The organism is Sorangium sp. So ce327 (assembly GCF_051530205.1).
Taxonomy (GTDB): Bacteria; Myxococcota_A; Polyangia; order Polyangiales; family Polyangiaceae; genus Sorangium; species Sorangium cellulosum_B.
This window is the reverse complement of the sequence record NZ_CP150330.1, coordinates 4,656,577-4,673,792: the sequence shown is the minus strand read 5'-3', so window position 1 is coordinate 4,673,792 and position 17,216 is coordinate 4,656,577. Positions and strand designations below refer to the sequence as shown.

Below are 17,216 nucleotides of genomic sequence, written 5' to 3'. Positions count from 1 at the left end.
GTCAGCCGCCGCCGCCGCCGAGGAGCCCCTTCAGCTTGGCCACGAGCCGCAGCGCGTCGAGCGGCGCGAGCCGATCGATGTCCACGGCGCGCAGCGTCTCGATGACGGCCGACTGCTCCGGCGGCACCGCGGCCTGCGCGGGGACGAACAGGTCGAGCTGCGCGGCGCCGCCGCGCGTGCGGCCGCGGAGGGAGGCGTGCTTGCCGCCCGGCAGCGCGGCGCCCGACTCCAGCGTCGCGAGGATCGCGCGGGCGCGCGCGAGCACCCCCTCGGGGACCCCCGCGAGCCGCGCGACCGCCACGCCGTAGCTGCGGCTCGCGGGGCCCGCCTCGAGCTTGTGGAGGAAGATCACGTCGTCGCCGTGCTCGCGCGCGGCGACGGAGTAGTTCGCGATGCCCGGCGCGCGCGCCGAGAGCTCCGTGAGCTCGTGGTAGTGCGTCGCGAACAGGGCGCGGCAGCCGATCGCGTCGAACAGGTGCTCCGCCACGGCCCACGCGATCGCGAGGCCGTCGTACGTGCTCGTGCCGCGGCCGATCTCGTCGAGGATCACGAGCGATCTCCGCGTCGCGTCGCGGAGGATCTCGGCGGTCTCCCGCATCTCCACCATGAACGTGCTCTCGCCGCGCGCGACGTTGTCGCTCGCGCCCACCCGCGAGAGGATCCGATCGACGAGGCCGATCTCCGCCTCGCGCGCCGGGACGTAGCTGCCCATCTGCGCGAGGACCACGATGAGCGCCACCTGGCGCATGAGCGTCGATTTGCCCGCCATGTTGGGGCCCGTGATCAGCCAGAGCCGCTCCCCCGAGAGATCGAGGCGGGTGTCGTTCGGCACGAAGTGCCCCGCGGCCGCGTAGCGCTCGACCACCGGGTGGCGGCCGTCGCGGATCGCGAGCGCCTCGCCCGTCGTGACGTGCGGCCTCACGTAGTCGTTGCGGTGGGCGACGTCGGCGAGGGCGGCGGCGACGTCCCACGCCGCGAGCTTGCGCGCGAGCGCGCGGAGGCGGCCCTCGCTCTTCGCGACGAGGGCCCGCAGCCGGTCGAAGAGCGCTGTCTCCCGCTCCAGCGCGCGCGCCCCGGCGTGCTCGATCTTGTCGGCGAGCTCGTCGAGCTCGTCGCTCGTGTAGCGCTCGCCGGTCGCGACGGTCTGCTTGCGGCGGAAGGTCGCCGGGACCTTGGCGATGTGCGCGCGCGTCACCTCGATGTACCAGCCGAAGACGCGCGTGTACTTGACCCGGAGCGAGGGCGCGCCCGTCTGCGTGCGCAGCTTCGCCTCGAGCGCGAGGATGAGCTCCGTCGCGTTCTTCTCCACGCCGCGCGCGTCGTCGAGCTCCTTGTCGTACCCCTCGCGGAAGATGCCGCCCTCGCGCGTGTTCGGGGGCGGCCGCTCGATCAGCGCGGCGGTGAGCTCGGCGCACACGTCGGCGACGACATCCAGCGACGCCGCCTCGGCGAGGAGCGGCTCGGAGCCCGATCCGGCCGCTGCAGCGTCCTTGCCCCGCGCAGCTGCGCCTTCCTTGCCCCGCGCAGCGGCGCCGTCGTCGCTCCGCGCCGCCGCCTTGCCGAGGTCGGGGATCGACCGGACAGCGGCGATCGCCGCCGGGGCCGCCGTGAGGCCGTCGCGCAGGAGGCCGAGGTCGCGCGGCGTGGCCTCGCCGAGGAGCGCGCGGACGCTGAGGCGCTCGAGGTCGCCGACGCCGCCGAGCGCTTGCCGCAGCTCGCCGCGGGCGCGCGGGTGCGAGACGAAGAGCTCCACCTCGTCGAGGCGCCGGCGGATGCCGGCCAGGTCCGCGAGCGGCGAGAGCAGGCGGCGGCGCAGGAGCCGGGCGCCGCCCGGGGTGACCGTGCAGTCGATGACGTCGAGCAGGGTGCCGCGGCGGCCGCCGTCCGCGGCGCGCACGAGCTCCAGGTGCGCCTGGGCCGTCTCGTCGATGCGCAGCGTGCCCGAGGTGTCGTGCGGGGCGATGCGGCGCACCGGGATGCGCGCGCCGGGGCTGCAGCGGCGCGCGAAGCGCAGCGCCCGGGCCGCGGCGCGCACCGCCGGGAGCGGGTGCTCGGCCAGCGCCGCCGCCGAGATCGGCTCGATCGCGGCGTCGTCGAGGATCGACGCGACCTGCGCGCTGTCGAGCTCCTCGTCGTCGCGCAGCGCCGCGCGGCAGGCGAGCGAGGCGGCCGCCGCGCGGACGTCCGGGAGGTCCCGGGCGATGAGCGCCTCGCGCGGATCCGCCCGGGCGAGCTCCGCGAGCAGCGTCGCGGCGTCCGGGACCGAGGTGGCCGAGAGCTCGCCGGTGGAGAGATCCAGCAGCGAGAGGCCGTAGGGGCCCCCCGCTCCGAGGGCGTCGCCGCGGGGCACGCCGCCGCCGTCGACCGCCGCCAGGTAATGGTTGGCGCGCGCGTCGAGCTGATCGGTCTCGGTGACGAGCCCCGGCGTGACGACGCGCACGACCTGCCGCGGCACGAGCCCCTTGATCTTCGACGGATCCCCGCACTGCTCGCAGATCGCCACCTTGTGGCCGAGCGCCAGCAGCCGCGCGATGTACCCGTGCGCCGCGTGGTGCGGGACGCCGGCCATCGGGGATTCGTCGGGCTCGCCCTTGTTGCGGCTCGTGAGCGTCAGGTTCAGCGCGCGCGACACGAGGACCGCGTCGTCGTTGAACATCTCGTAGAAGTCGCCCATCCGGAAGAAGAGGATGGCGTCGGGGTGGAGCGCCTTCGCATCCTCGTACTGGCGCATCACCGGGGTCAGCTTCTTCCTGGCCGCAGGCTGCTCGGACGGCTGCATCGCCGGCGTCTTAGTCTCGACCGCCGGTGAGGTCTACGCGTGATTCGCGCGTTTGTTCCGCTGTTTTCGTGGAAATATCGGCGCCGAAGCCGCAATGCCGCGGGGCCGGCAGGTGGCTCAGCGGTACCGGCGCGTCACGGCGACGTCGCGTGAGCTCAGCAGGAACAGGCCCTGGACCGAGCCGTCGGTGACGGCGAGCTGGCCCGTGGCCGGAACGAGCTGGATGGACTGCGGCTGGAGCTCCGATGTGTCGCTGATGTCCGCGAGGTCCAGGGCGAGCGGCGTGAACGCCCCCTGGGTGGTGAAGCGGAACTGCATGTCCTGCTCGGGCACGCCGCCCGTGACCGCGAACCGGAACATCGGGTTGAGGAACGCACCCACGTCACCGTCGGTGACGCGCCCGTCGCGCGGCGTATGGGCGACGCGCCCGTTGAACCGCGAGAGGCGCGTGTCGCACGAGTTGCGGCAGTAGCCGCCCGCAGGATCGGCGATCACGTGGTGCAGGAAGCCGGCGCCGTTGCTCCGGACGACCCACTGGCCCCCGGCGCGGATGTCGAGCTGCACCGAGCCGGCGAAGCAGCACGCCGCGAACCCGACCTCGTCCGTCCGCTCGAGCTCGAGGTGGTCCTCGTAGGCCTCGACGATGCGGAGCGCCGGGCGCGACGTGATGACGCTGCCGTACTTCGCGTTGCAGGTGTCGAACGAGCAGACGGCCGAGTCGACGCTCTTCCAGTAGGTGGCGTCTTCGTCCGGGAGCTCGGACGTGATCTGCGCGAAGTCGGCGAGCTGCTCGGCGCGGGTCTCGGCCTCGCCCTCCGGGACGCCCGCGGCCTTCAGCTGCGCCTTCACGCTGGTCAGGCTCTGCACGCCGCGGCGGCAAAAGCGGGCGTCGGTCCCCCTCAGGTCGAGGTCCTCGTCGAAGGCGACGGAGGCCCGGGTGATCGACGTGAGCACCCCCTCGTACGTCACGGCCCACGTCTCGTTGGCGATGTGCACCCGCGGGTCCTCGAGGTTCATCGTCAGCGCGTGCTGCGGCCCGCCGGACCTCAGCACGAGCCCCCGCTCGTCGAGCTCGCTTTCAGCGCTGTCGCTCGACGCGATCACCTCGCGCTGCACCCCCACCGCGAGCGCGAGGTCAGGCGCGGCCCCCTCGGACGGGAACGTGGCGCGCATCTTCGGGCTCTCCCCGGAGAGCGGCACGACCGCGCCGATGCGATCGTAGAGGATCGGCAGGCCCTGCACGCCGGGCTCGATCTGGCCGGAGCCGTCGCTCGCGACGATGTAGGTCTCCGAGCGGACAGCGTGCGGGAGGACGACGTTGCAGGACGCCTCGCCGCTCGTCTCGAGCAGCGGGCTGCTCGGCGAAGCGTCCGCGTCGCAGCCCGCGCGGACGCTCTGGCGCTCGGGTCCGCGGCAGGCCGCGTCGAGGTCGTCGATGTCGACGATCGCGACCTGCCCGTTCGTGAGCGCCATGTACGCGAACGTGCCCCGGAGCTTCAGCGGGCCGGCGCCGGAGTCGCGATCGCTCGACGTGCGGTACAGCGTCTCGAGGTCGCACGACGTGACGCTGCTGTCGCACGTCCTGAGCTCCGGGAGGGGGCTGCACCGGATCCCCCTCGGCACCACGCCCGTCGCCGGGAGGCTCCTCGGGACCTCGCGCTGCACGATCGCGAGATCGCGGACAGGCGCCGGCAGGCGGATGCGGTCGGGCGGCTGGAACGGGTTCCAGTCGGGGTTCTCGCGAGAGAGCGGCGATCGGCTGGACGCGTCTTCGCCGACGTCGTCGCTGATGTCGAAGACCATCACGCTGCCGTCGCCGGCGTCGACCGCGTAGAGGTAGCGGTTGAACTCGGGGGGCGACGCCTGGCTCACCGCGAGGCGCCTCGTCGTGACGACGCGCCCGGGCTCGAGCGTCGACGCGGGCAGCAGCGGGGGCTGCTCGCGCGGCTCGCAGGGCGTCGGGAGGTCGACGACGTGGATCACAGGCGCGTCGAGATCGGCGATGAACAGCCGGTCGCCGGAGAGCGCGAGCCCCGCGGGCCGGGCCTTGTCGGAGGCCTGCTCCGGGCTGGCCGCGACCGCCGGCTGAGCGCACGACACGTCGTCGGGCGGCACGTCGCCGGGCGGCGGCTCGTCGGGCGGCGCGGCCGGCGGGAGCGAGACCTGGAGAGGGACCCACCGCTCCACATCACACGCCGCGAAGCCTCCGTCCTGGTACGCCGTGTCCTCGAGCAGCTTCTGCGCGTCGATCACGACGAAGCCGCCGAGATCCGGCAGGGTCACGAGGAGCTTCTGCCGGCCGCCGCCCTCCATGGCGAGGCTCCCGTTCGACGTGGAGCAGACGTCGTCCACGAACGCGCCGGGGGGGTCGCCAGGCGGGGTTGGCTCGACGTCGTACCCGTCGTCGTTGCACGAGCTCCGCAGCTTGGCGCTGCTCTCCGGGTCCGCGTCCGGGTCCGGCGGGTCGGCGACGAGCAGCATCTCGCCCGGCGCCGAGGGGAGCGAGCAGGCCGGCCAGGAGCTGAGCGACGGGACCGGGCAGCCCTCGCGCGGGAGCACCTTCGCCGACGGGAGCGCGTAGATCCCCGCGCGCCCCGGCTCGGCGACGGCGACGAACGACGCGGTCCCCCCTGGCGTCGCGACGATGTCGACCGGCTGCGCGCCGACCGGGAGGAAGCTCGGGGCCGGCGTGCCCGTGTCCCGATCGACGATCAGCGAGGACTCGGTCGTCAGGTCGACGACCGCGACCTCGCCGCGCGTGGTCTGCGTGACGAGGCCGTAGAGGTGCGGGAGCGTGGCCCTGCCCCCGTCCTTGGCGTCGACCTCGTAGTCGGTGGACGACTCGACGGTGCCGTACGAGCAGTCGGTGATCGGCAGCGAGCGCATCACGCCCGGCTTGTTCGGATCCGGCCGGTCGATGGCGAGGCAGACGAAGGCGCTGCGGCCGGACTGCGCCAGGGCCTCGACAGGGACCGGCGTGGCCTCCGCGGCGCACCCGGCGAGCGCCAGGGCGGAGGTGGAGGCGACGAGCGCGAGGCGCGGCTTCATTGGGACTCCCGGGGCGGGACGGGCGTGCCCACCGTGAGGATCATCGTTCCGAACGTGTTCGTCTTGCGCATGTCGAGGTTGACAACGCCGAGGTACGAGTCGGTGAAATGCGCGATGTACATGAGGGAATAGGGGTCGCAGCCGGCGCTGCCCTGCTCGCGTTCGCAGCGCTTCTTGTCGGCATCGTCGCTGCGCGTGGAGCCCGTGTCGAACGCGAGCGCCTGCGGCCCGCGCCCGGTCTTGATGACGGCGTCGACGCGGCGCGCTTCCGGGTCGTAGGAGAACGCGAGCCCAGAGTCGAACGCGAGCGCGAAGACCCTCCGGCGAGGCACGCCTTCCAGGTCGATCACCTCACCGATCTCGATCCGCGACGGGTAGGCCCCGAGCACGGCGGCGTCGTGGAACCCGATCGAGTAGAACACCGAGGCCCGCTTCGCCGCGGGGACGTCCGAGTCCTTCTTGACCAGCGTCGTCGTCAGCTCGCCGATGAGCAGCGAGTTCGGGCCGCGATGCGCCACGTACACTGGGATCGGGATCTCCACGCACCGCTCGAGGCACGCGACCACGTCTGCGTCATCCGCGCAGCCGTCCTCGCACGCCTTCCGCTCGCTCGCGTCGAACGCGATCCCGCGGGAGTCGGTGCCGCTCGCGAGCGCGGTGATCAGCGTCGGGGTCGACTCGTACAGGCGCGGCGCCCCGCCTGAAGCGGCGTCCTGATAGCGGAGCAGGCCGAGCTCCGGCGCCGCGAGGTACGTGAGCGCGAACGCGGGCTGGTCGTCGATCGCCCACCCGCCCTGCTGCAGCGCCCCGAGCACGCTCGGGCGCGGCACGGCCGCGAGCTCCGTCGGCCCGAAGGCGAGATCCGTGAGGACGTGCGCGAGCTGCGGCCGCTCGTTCGCTTCCCAGGGGTTCACGATGACGCTCGCGGCGCTCTCCGTCTGGTGCGAGACGACGATGCTCGTCCCGCCCGGGCCGGCGGCGATCCCGAACGGCTCCAGCGGCAGCTTGCGCCGGATGAGCTCCTGGCCCGGGTCCTCCCCGATGCGGTGATCTCTGCTGCAGCGCCCGCCCGCCGCGCTCGCGCCGCAGTCCAGCTGGAAGCAGGCGTCGCCGTCGCAGCGCTGCGCGCCGGCGCCGTCGGACCGATCGTCGGCGACGTCGAAGAAGGTCACCGAGGGGTCGCCGCGCACGGGCACGAACAGGCGCGCCTGCCGCTCCGCGCCGGGGTCGGCGCCCTCGCCGCTGAGCGGCCTGTGCACGAGGAGGAGGTTGGACGCGAACGCGCCGATCACGGCCGAGCTCCGGACGACCTCGTCCTCGCCCTCGAGGGCGGAGATGTCGAGCGGCCCGCACGGCCCCGGGTAGAGAGACGACGCGGCGTTTGTCGCCAGCCCCACCTTGTTGCACGCATCGCGCACGCTGGCGCTGGCGTTCGGCCCGCCGGGAGCGAGCGCCGACTGGAGCGTGAGCGCCCGCCTGCGCAGCCGCTGGAGATCCAGCGCCTGGACCGTGCCGCCGTTGAACTGGAGATCGAAGTCCGAGTTCGCGACGTAGAGGACCCGTCCCCCGGGAGACACCGCCAGGCCCGTCGGGTAATAGAGCCCCTCGACGGGCGGCGGGAGGCCCTCGCCCTCGACGAAGCAGCCCACGACCCCGAGCCCGCCCACGCCCACGATCGAGGCCGCGAGGCCCACGCCAACGATGCGAGGTGTCTGGAGAAGTGTGCGGGCGAGCTTCATGCGGGCGCGGAGACTAGTCAGCACCAGGAGCACTGGCAACCCGCTCCGCTCGGTGGGTTCGTTTGCGGCGGACACGCGCCGGGCGCGGCGCTCGCAGCGGGCCTCCTGGCGAACGAGCGGCACACGCCGCTGCGAAGACCCTCGTTTCTCGCGCGCACCTGCCGCAGCGCAGCACGCCCGCACGGCCTGCCCGGGGTGAGCGCGCACAGCCCGCCAGGCGCAGCCTCTTCGTGGCGAGGCGCGCTGCTCCAGGCGAGGCGCCCTGCAGCGGTCGCCCGTCACGGGGTGGCGAGCCCTGCGGCGGGGTAGAGGTGGCGCTCCCCTGCGCCGGGTGGTGCCCAAGGTGCGCCCCTGCAGTGTGGGCTCCGCAGGTCAAGGTCGACCAGGATCGATCGCCGTCGTCCGTCCCCCTGCACGTTGATCTCGGAGACGCGGCGCGCCTTTGCTACGTTGGTCGCCGGGACATGGCCGATCTCGCAGCCGCCCTTGTCATGGGAATCGCCCTTCTTGGGCTGATCTATTGGTATTTTCGCTCGAACAACGGCGACCGGACCCGTCCTCGCGCGGCGACGACGCTGACGCAGGGGGGCCCAGGAGCCCAAGCCCTCGACGAGGGGGAGGGAGATCTCGAAGATTCAACGACCAGGCCAGGCGCAGCAGGGCTGCGGGGCGGCGCGCCCGCGAGCGAGAGCGCCCACGCGAAGACCGCAGGAGGTCACGGCCGCACCGAGCGGGTCTCGAGCGCCGACTGGAAGCGTTCGAACGGCCCATCGCGCCGCGACGACGACGACGCGTTCGACGACGATGACGACGACCTCACGCTGATCACGCTGGCGCCGCCGGAGGTGCTGCAGAACACGATCAAGCGCGCGAGCGTCCCGTCGTACGGCGGCGACGATGACGACGACGATGATGACGATGGGCACGAGCGCGAGGAGCCGTCCGCCGTCCCCATCATCTACGACGACGAGGCCGCCGTCGACGAGCCGACCAGCTCGTCGCCGCTCCTGCTCATCAGCGCCGTCGGCCAGACGGACCCCGGTCAGAAGCGCAAGAAGAACGAGGACTGCTACCTCTGCCTGGACGAGCACTACCTGTTCGCCGTGGCGGACGGCATGGGCGGCCACGCGGGCGGCGACGTCGCCAGCCGCCTCGCGGTCGACACGATCGCGCGCGCGTTCAAGGATCAGTCGTTCGTGGACAGCGACGCGGAGAGCCCCTACCCCGACGTCCCTCGTCGCGGCAGCGAGCTCGCGGTCGCGATCCAGCAAGCGAACCAGGCGATCTACGAGCGGGCCCACGCCGAGCGGAGCCTCACGGGCATGGGCACGACCCTCGTCAGCGCGCGGTTCTCGCCCAACAAGCAGCGCCTCTACATCGGCCACGTGGGCGACAGCCGCTGTTATCGCCTGCGCGACAACGAGCTCACGCAGCTCACCACCGATCACACGATGGGCGCCGCGGGGATCACCGGGCCGATGGCGAACCACCTGAGCCGGGCGATCGGAATCTCCCCCGCAGTCAAGGTCGATCTGATCATCGCCCGGCCCCACCCCGGCGACGTCTACCTCCTCTGCTCCGACGGCCTGTCGAAGATGACGACCCACGAGGCGATCCGCGACATCCTGCTCGCCGAGCCCGATCCCGAGAAGGCGTCGCAGGCGCTCATCGAGAAGGCGAACGCGGGCGGCGGGCGGGACAACATCACGGTCATCCTCGTCCGCGTCAGCGATCCCAAGGACCTGGCGCGGCTCGCCTCGCGCGCTGGCGCCAGCGCCGGCGCCAGCGCTGGCTGATCGCTCGCCGGCCCCCTCCCCCCTCCCCTCCAACGAGATCGACCGCGCACGGCGCTGACCGAGAGGTCCGCGCGGCCGGCGGAGCATGCCCGCCGCGCGCAGGCCATTGCAGACAGCGTGTCTGCATTGCCACGAATCCCGACGGATTCTCATGCTCCGCGCCGGTCAGCTGCCTGCGTGCATACGGGCGAGTGGTCACGCTCGTCACGGATCCGGATCCCGCTCGTGCGCAATCGCGATTTCGCGGCCATTACCATTCACGAGCTTCGATTATCACGTCAATTGACGCCTGCCGGGATCGGCAAGAGAAGCGACGTGAGCTCTTGACGTGCTTTGCCTCGAGAGCGCTTCATGGCGGCCACGGATGGCTCGTCCAGCGGAGCCGCTGACCCGGGATATGGCACGCTCCTTTCTCTGCATGATCGTCTTCGCCTCTCTGCTGCTCAGCGCGCCATCGCGCGCGGCGGAGCCGGCACGCCGCGCGCTGCGGCTGCGCTACAGCGAGGATGCGCAAGCGGCCTCGTGCCCCGGAGAGCGCGCGCTGCGCGAGCGGATCCGGCTGCGCGTCGGGTACGACCCTTTCCGCGAGGACGCGACCGAGGAGGTCGACGTCGCGATCAGGCCTCACGGCGCCCACGTCGTCGCGACGACGACCTACCGGAACGCCGACGGGCGGGTCTCCGGCCGAGGCTTCGACCTCTCGCACGGAGACGGCGCCTGCGAGCAGCTCACCCATACCGTCGCGGTCGCGATCTCCTTCACGCTGACGCCGTTCGCGGGCGACAAGCGAGCGCCCGACGCGCCGCCTCGCCCGGAGATCGCGCCGGCGCGCCCGGAGCCCGCGAGCAGGCCCGACGAGCCGTGGAGCTCGGCGCGGGTCGGCATGGGCGCGATAGCGGGGCTCGGGGTGCCCGAGGGGCTGTTCGGCGGCGCCTCCTTTCTCGTCAGGGTTCGCTGGTCACAGAGCCTCTCCTTCTCGCTGGAGAGCCGGGGCACGTTCGTCGTCTCGAAGCCGAGCGCGCTCGGACACGGCGAGGTGTCGAGTCCGTACGCCCCGAGCCCCGGCGGGAGCACGAAGGCGCGATCGCCGTACCCGCGCACGCACACGAGCGGCGCCTTCGCTCCGTGCCTCCACACGGTCGACCTGCTCGTCACATGCGCTCTCGTCGAGGTGGGCGTTGCGCAGGTCGGCGATCGGACCACCCCCGCCGGCGACGTGTCCCTGCTGTTCATGGCGCTCGGGCTCCGCGGCGGGATCGAGCTCGCGCTCAACGACACGCTCTCGTTCTATACCCACGCCGAGGTCCTCGCCGCGCTCGGGCTCGTCGACCACCCGCTCGCCGGCGCGCTGAGACCTCTGCGTCCGAGCGCTTCCCTCGGCGCCGGGCTACTCGCGGGGTTCTGAGCGCACGGAGGGCCCCGCGCGGGCAGGATGACGGTGCGGACGGCGCGGCGGCGCGGATGCTGGCTGGAATTTTCGAGCGCCGTGCCCCGATCGCGCCGCTCGTGGCGGCGCTACGCTGCGGAGCAGCACGATGACGGCGCGCGATTCGGGCTTCGGCCCAGGTCGCCCGCCGGCGCTGCGCGCCGCGCAAAACGCCTTCTCGCTGGCATGAAGACGCGAGGTTCGCGTAGCCTATCCGGACGGTGCTCCCGGAGTTCACCGACCCGACCGACCGCTTCATGATCGAAGCCCGCAGCCGAAGCGGCGGCATGGGTGATATTTTCAAGGGCACGGATCAGACCACCGGCGCCCCGGTCGCGCTCAAGGTCCTGCGCGCCGCCGCGTCGCACCAGGAGCGCGCCCGCTTCGCGCGCGAGATCTCGATCCTCGCCGATCTGCGGCACCCCAACATCGTCCAGTACGTCGCGCACGGCACCTGGCTCGACGGGCGCCTCTTCTTCGCGATGGAGTGGCTGGACGGCGAGGATCTCGGGCAGCGCCAGCGGCGCGCGCCGCTCGGCCTGCGCGACTCGGTGGAGGTCGTCCGGCGCAGCGCCGCCGCGATGGCCGCCATCCACGCCCGCGGCGTCGTCCACCGCGACCTCAAGCTCTCCAACATCTTCCTCGTCCGCGGCAAGGGCACCGCGATCAAGCTGATCGACTTCGGCGTCGTGAAGCTCGCGGTCCCGGACGACTGCCCCACCGAGCGCGGCACGATCATCGGCACCCCGCATTTCATGGCGCCCGAGCAGGCGCGCGGCGAGGCGGTCGACGCGCGGGCCGACGTGTACTCGCTGGGCGCCGTCCTGTTCCGCCTGGTCACGGGCAGGAACGTGTTCGAGACCGAGAACGCGATCGCCCTGCTCAGCCGCCTCGTGGTCGAGGACCCCCCGCGCTCGCAGCAGATCCGCTTCGACGTGCCCGAGGCCCTCGACGAGGTGCTCGCGCGCGCCATCGCCCGCGATCGCGAGCAGCGGTACGAGAACGGCGGCGAGCTGGCGCGCGCGCTCGCGCGGGTCGGGGAGCTGAGCAACGATCCCCCCGCGACCGACAGGTCCGCCTCGATCGTCCGGCGCGCGGCCGCGCAGGAGATGATGCCGAGGCCCGCCGGGCCGGGCGACGAGCGGCCGCAGGTGCGGCTCGCCAACAGCGAGCGGCGCGTGGTCGCCTGCGCGCTCTTCGAGCTGGGCGCCGGCCCGCTCCGCCCCGCGGTGGACGCCGCGCTCCGCGAGGTCCTCGGCGACGACCCGCGGTTCGAGCCGCTCCCCGACGGGAGGCTCGCCGCGGCGCTCGGGGTGGAGCGCTCGCGGGGCGACGAGGCGGCGCGCGCCGCGCGGGCGGCGCTGACCGTGGCCCGATCGACGCCGGGCGCGCGGGCCTCGGTCGCGGTCGGGCACGCCGTCCGCGGCAGGGCGAGCCTCGCCGGCGAGGCGCTCGATCGCGCCGCGCAGCAGCTGGAGTACGCGGCGCCCGGCGCGGTCCGGATCGACGCCCACGCGACAGCGGCGCTGGAGGGGCGGTTCGTGATCCAGGAGGACGCGCGCGGCGGCGTGCTCGTCCACGAGGACGCCGCCGGCTTCGACGCGCGCAAGCTCGCCGGGCTCCCCACGGCCCCCTTCGGGCGCGAGCACGAGCTCGCCAGGCTCCAGGGCATCTTCAAAGAGATCGCCGAGGGCGGCGCGCCGCGCGCGGCGCTCGTGACCGGCCCCGCCGGCATCGGCAAGAGCCGCGTCCGCGCCGAGCTGATCCAGCACCTCGAGACGGCGCCGCACGCGCCGATCATCCTGCTCTGCCGCGGCGACGCGATGAGCCAGGGCGCGGGCCTCACGGGGCTGGGCCGCGCCCTGCGCGCGCTCATGGGCATCCGCGAGTGCGAGCGCCTCGAGGAGCAGGTGCAGAAGGTGAGCGCCCACGTGGCGATGCGCCTGGCCCGCCCGCTCCGCTTCCTCGCCGGCTTCATCGGGGAGCTCGCCGGCGTGCCCTTCCCCGACGAGGGCAACGAGCCGCTGCGCGCGGCCCGCGAGAGCCCGCAGCTCATGGAATCGCGCACGCGGATGGCGGTGGAGGCGTTCTTCCGCTCGAAGTCCGAGACCACGCCGCAGATCCTGGTCATCGAGGACATGCACTGGGCCGACGGCACCACGGTCGAGCTCGTCGACTGGCTGCTCGGCTGCGCCGATCTCCGCTTCGGGGTCTTCGCCTTCGCGCGGCCCGAGCTCTCCGCCCGGTTCCCGTCGCTGTGGGAGCACCGCGACGTGACCCGCGTGACGCTCCCGCCGCTGGCCCCGGAGGCCGCGGATCGGCTCGTGGCGAGCGCCCTCCCGCAGGCCGACCCGGCCACGCGCGGCGCCATCGTCCAGCGCGCCGGCGGCTACGGGCTCTTCCTGGAGGAGCTCATCCGGTCGGCCGCGGAGGGGCGCGACGGCGTGCCGCTCAGCGTGCAGGCCCTCGTGCAGGCCCGCGTCGATCGCATGTCGAGCGGGGTGCGCGGGGCGCTGCGCGCCGCGTCCGTCTTCGGCCAGGTCTTCTGGACGGCGGGCGTCGCGGCGCTGCTCGAGCGCGCCGTGGGCGCGGAGCTCGCCGAGCTGGAGGCGGGCGAGATGATCGCGCGCCAGCTGGAGCCGCGGGTCCCGGGGCAGGTGCAGTGGACGTTCCGGCAGGCGATCGTGCGCGACGCGGCGTACGCGTCGATCCTCGAGGAGGACCGCGCCGCGCTCCACCTCGCCGCGGCCGCCTGGCTCGAGTCCGCGGGCGTCGATCCAGGGCTGATCGCGCGCCACGCCGAGGCGGGCGGCGACAAGGCGCGGGCGGCGCTGCTCTACGCGCGCGCGACGCGGGACCCGGCGGCGAGCGGCGCGGAGCTCGACGAGGCGCTCGAGCGCGCGACGCGCGGGCTCGCCTGCGGGGCCGAGGGGACCACGCGCGCCGCGCTCCTGGTCCGCCGGGCGGAGATCCTCGAGCTGCTCGGCCGCCTCGGCGAGGCGCTCGACGCCGCGGAGCAGGCGTCGCGCCTCGCGCTGCCCGGCTCGGATCTGTGGGGCGAGGCGCAGGTCGTCGCGGTGACCTGCATGATCGAGGCGGGCCAGGGCGCCGAGGGCGACGCGCGCGCCGCGTCCGCGCTCTCTCCGCAGTTCGCGGCGGCGCTCTCGCCGTCGATCCGCGCGAAGCTCCTCGCGTCGCGCGTCCGCGCCCTGGCGGCGCTGGGCCGGCCCGCCGAGGCGCTCCGCGCCGCGCACGCGGCGATGGAGGCCGCGCGCGGGAGCGGCTCGACCGACGCGCTCCTCCTCGCCAGGGAGGCCCACCTGGCCGCGCTGATGCACGCCGGCGATCTGGCCGCCGCGGCCTCTCTGGGCGCGTCGCTCGTCGCGGACGCCGACGGGGCCGGCGACGCCGTCATCGCGGCAAGGGCCCGCCTGAACACCGGCTCGGCGCTGAACCAGCTCGGCCTGTTCGAGGAGGCGCAGGCGCTGCTCGAGCGCGCGCTGCTCGACGCGCGGAGCCGGAAGCTCCGGGCGATCGAGGGGTTCGCGCTCCACAACCTCGGGATGTCGTACGCGCGGCTCGGCGACATCGAGGAGGGCGTCGCGCTCGAGCGCCAGGCGAGCGCGATCGCCGACGCGTGCCAGATCTCCCGCCTCAGGTTCGCCGGCCGGCTGTACGAGGCGCTCTTCCTCGTCTGGCGCGGCGCCCCCGGCGACCACGCGACCGCCCACGCCGTCGCGCGCTGGCTCTGCGAGGAGGCGGCGCACCACGCTGCCGCGCTGCAGGCGATGGCGAGCTTCGCGATGGCGCGCGTCCAGCTGGCGCGCCGCGAGCTCAGGGCCGCGGTCGACGCGGCGCGCGAGGCCTCGCGCCACCTCGCGGGTGGGCCCATCGAGGAGTGGAGCGACGCGATCCGCGTCACGCTCGTCGAGGCCCTCCTCGCGATCGGGGAGGAGCGCGAGGCGAACGCCGCGCTCGACGCCGCGTTCTCCGCCCTGGCCGCGCGCGTCGAGGCCCTGCGGGATCCCCGCCAGCGCGACGCGTTCCTCCGGGGGAACGACGACGTCGGGCGTCTGATCGCCCTCGCTCGAGAGCGCCTCGGCCGGTCGCTGCCCTCGACGCAGCGGCCGCCGCACGCGGCGGACCCGTCCGCCCAGCGGGCCGCCGGGGCGCCGTCGCGGAGCAAGGTCGCGAAGACCGCCGGCGCCCTGGGACGGAAGGAGCGCGCCGAGGCGCCGAGCAGCAACGATCCGGCGGCGCACCGGAGCGCGAGCCCTGCGCAAAACAAGGACGCGCACCCGGAGGGCGCGGCGGCGGCAGCGCACGAGAAGGGCGCGCCACGTTCTTGACGTTGGGTGGCCGGGTAGCTAAGGCCATCCGCGATGCGAAACAACGCTCCTGAGCGGCTCGTCGCGCGCTGTTCCACGTTCTCCACCCCTGCGCGTCCGGCCGGCGCGAGCCAGGGTGCTGCGCTGGCAGCCCGCCCGACCTCGGGCCGGTGGCTCACGGCGCGCGTCCTGCCGCTGCTCGCGGCCGCGGCGCTCGGCAGCGCGGCGCTGCTGTCGCCCGCGATCGCGTCCGCGCAGTCGAAGATCGCCGTCGTCGACGTGCGCCGCGCCATGCTGGAGACCGAGGAAGGGCTCCGCGTGCAGGCGACGCTCAAGAAGCTGTTCGACAGCCGCCAGGTGGAGCTCGACACGAAGCGCCGCGCGCTCGACGACGAGCGGGACAAGCTCGACAAGGAGGCCCAGGCGGGCAAGACGCCGAAGGACGTCCTCCAGCGCAGGTTCGAGACCTGGCAGCGGCAGGCCGCCGAGTTCCAGGCGACGACGCTCGACGCCCAGCGCGAGATGCAGCGCAAGGAGAGCGAGCTCACGACGCCGATGCTGCAGAAGGTGCTCGGCCTCCTCCGGCGCCTCGCGGCGCAGGAGGGTTACGACCTCATCCTCGACAAGTCGGCCGTGCCCTACTACCGCGCCGATCTCGAGCTCACCGATCGCGCCATCCAGATGTACAACAGCGGGCAAGCCGGCGAGGCGCCGCCCGCGAAGGGCGCGCCGCCGGCAAAGGGCGCGCCGCCCGCCGCCCCGGCGAAGCCGGCCGCGCCCGCCAAGAAGTAGCCGCGCAGCGCACGTCGCTCGCGGGGCGCTCGTGGCTCACGCCGCGCGGCGCGATATCCTCTGGGCGGGGGCACGCAGCGCGAACGGGCGCTGCGGGGCCACCTGGCACGGAGGTGGTTCGGTGGGCTCTTTTCTCGTCGGCCGGGGAGCGCGCCTCACGGCCTGCATCGGGCTCGGCGCCGCAGGCGCCCTGGCCGCTCCCGCCGCCTGCCTGTACCCCGAGTACACCTTCGATGAGCCCGAGCCTTCCGGCGGCGCCGGGGCCATCAGCAGCGCCAGCGGGGACGGGGCGGAGGACTGCACGAACGGCGCCGACGACGACGGCGACGGCCAGATCGACTGCGCGGATCCCGCGTGCGGCGACTTCGTGTGCACGGCGGCCGTGCCGGAGGGCTGGAGCGGCTACTTCGCGCTGTTCGACGGTGAGCCCGCGATGGACCCGGGCTGCCCACCCGAGTTCGCCGCGGGGCCGCCGTTCGTCGGAAACCGCGGCCTGTCCGCGCCGCCGGCGAGCTGCGCGTGCTCGTGCGGTCCCGCGGAGGGGCAAGCCTGCGGCCCTGTGGACGCGATCACGATCACCGTCGCCGACGCGCCTTGCGGCTCGGAGCCGCACTGCCTCTTCCCGCTCGCGACGCCCGGCTGGGCGGCCCAGGTGTGCAGGGGCCCCGATGGAGTCTTCAGCGACAGGCTGACCTGCGGCCCGAGCAGCGACGCGGAGTGTTCGGCGACCACCGGCGCGCCGTGCGCCGTGTCGGTCAGCGTGAGCCCGCTCGCGGCCTCCGGCGGCGCATGCGCGCCGAGCGCCGCGCAGGTGCAGAGGCCGGACCCGAGGTGGACGCGCCTCGGCCGCGCGTGCGCCGCGGCCGAGCCGCTCGGCAGCGGCTGCAACCTCGGCCAGGTCTGCGCGCCGAAGCCGGCCGCGCCGTTCGAGGGCGGCCTCTGCATCGCCAGGGACGGCGACGCCGCCTGCCCGCCGGGCCCCTACACGGAGCGGCGCGTCTTCTTCACCGACATCGAGGACAGCCGCGGCTGCGACGACGACTGCGCGTGCGGCGCGCCGTCGGGCGGGACGTGCCCGGCGACCGTCGCCCTCTACTCCGACGCGCAGCTGCACACCTGCTCGATGCAGGTGACGGAGCTGCCCGCGGGAAGCTGCGTGGACCTCGAGGACAACCCTTCCGTCGTGGGCCGCAAGGTGACGTCGCTCGGCGCGCCCACCGGCGGCGCGTGCCGGCCGAGCGGCGGCACGCCCAGCGGAGAGGCCCGCGGCGCGAGCCCGCGGACGTTCTGCTGCCGCACCTGATGCGC

The 17,216-nt window shown here is 74.0% G+C and carries 8 protein-coding genes; 5 read left to right on the top strand and 3 right to left on the bottom strand.

What is annotated here, in order from left to right; genetic code table 11:
- Nucleotide 1: 1 nt before the first annotated feature.
- From mutS to WME95_RS17515, 3 genes are all read right to left on the bottom strand, one after another.
- Nucleotides 2–2,779, bottom strand: coding sequence for a DNA mismatch repair protein MutS (gene mutS / locus WME95_RS17525; protein ID WP_437909512.1), 2,778 nt, complete (start codon nt 2,777–2,779; stop codon nt 2–4).
- A gap of 117 nt (nt 2,780–2,896) precedes the next feature.
- The gene (locus WME95_RS17520) at nt 2,897–5,827 is read right to left on the bottom strand and encodes a hypothetical protein (protein ID WP_437909511.1); all 2,931 of its coding nucleotides are present in this window, start codon (nt 5,825–5,827) and stop codon (nt 2,897–2,899) included.
- Nucleotides 5,824–7,566, bottom strand: a complete 1,743-nt coding sequence (locus tag WME95_RS17515) for a hypothetical protein (protein WP_437909510.1) — start codon at nt 7,564–7,566, stop codon at nt 5,824–5,826. Before WME95_RS17515 ends, WME95_RS17520 begins: the two co-directional genes overlap by 4 nt.
- A gap of 464 nt (nt 7,567–8,030) precedes the next feature.
- On the opposite strand from WME95_RS17515, the gene WME95_RS17510 reads away from it, so the two are divergent.
- The 5 genes from WME95_RS17510 (at nt 8,031) to WME95_RS17490 (ending at nt 17,211) form a co-directional block, all read left to right on the top strand.
- Nucleotides 8,031–9,362, top strand: a complete 1,332-nt coding sequence (locus WME95_RS17510; protein WP_437909509.1) for a PP2C family protein-serine/threonine phosphatase — start codon at nt 8,031–8,033, stop codon at nt 9,360–9,362.
- Nucleotides 9,363–9,759: 397 nt separating this feature from the next.
- Nucleotides 9,760–10,767 carry a hypothetical protein gene (locus WME95_RS17505; RefSeq protein ID WP_437909508.1) on the top strand — a complete coding sequence of 336 codons (1,008 nt, stop codon included), beginning with the start codon at nt 9,760–9,762 and terminating at the stop codon, nt 10,765–10,767.
- Between the two features lie 242 nt (nt 10,768–11,009).
- Complete coding sequence (locus WME95_RS17500; protein WP_437909507.1) at nt 11,010–15,137, top strand: serine/threonine-protein kinase; 4,128 nt, start codon at nt 11,010–11,012, stop codon at nt 15,135–15,137.
- A gap of 33 nt (nt 15,138–15,170) precedes the next feature.
- On the top strand, nt 15,171–15,908 hold the full coding sequence (locus WME95_RS17495; RefSeq protein ID WP_437909506.1) for an OmpH family outer membrane protein: 738 nt from the start codon (nt 15,171–15,173) through the stop codon (nt 15,906–15,908).
- Nucleotides 15,909–16,029: 121 nt separating this feature from the next.
- Entirely contained in the window at nt 16,030–17,211 is a 1,182-nt protein-coding gene (locus tag WME95_RS17490; protein WP_437909505.1) for a hypothetical protein, read from the top strand.
- Nucleotides 17,212–17,216 lie beyond the last annotated feature (5 nt).

What these genes read in the sequence shown, in the direction of transcription:
- WME95_RS17495 (WP_437909506.1), top strand. Translation starts at nt 15,171, where the DNA reads ATGCGAAACAACGCTCCTGAGCGGCTCGTCGCGCGCTGTTCCACGTTC.
- WME95_RS17510 (WP_437909509.1), top strand. Translation starts at nt 8,031, where the DNA reads ATGGCCGATCTCGCAGCCGCCCTTGTCATGGGAATCGCCCTTCTTGGG.
- WME95_RS17515 (WP_437909510.1), bottom strand. Translation starts at nt 7,566, where the DNA reads ATGAAGCTCGCCCGCACACTTCTCCAGACACCTCGCATCGTTGGCGTG.
- mutS (WP_437909512.1), bottom strand. Translation starts at nt 2,779, where the DNA reads ATGCAGCCGTCCGAGCAGCCTGCGGCCAGGAAGAAGCTGACCCCGGTG.
- WME95_RS17505 (WP_437909508.1), top strand. Translation starts at nt 9,760, where the DNA reads ATGGCACGCTCCTTTCTCTGCATGATCGTCTTCGCCTCTCTGCTGCTC.
- WME95_RS17520 (WP_437909511.1), bottom strand. Translation starts at nt 5,827, where the DNA reads ATGAAGCCGCGCCTCGCGCTCGTCGCCTCCACCTCCGCCCTGGCGCTC.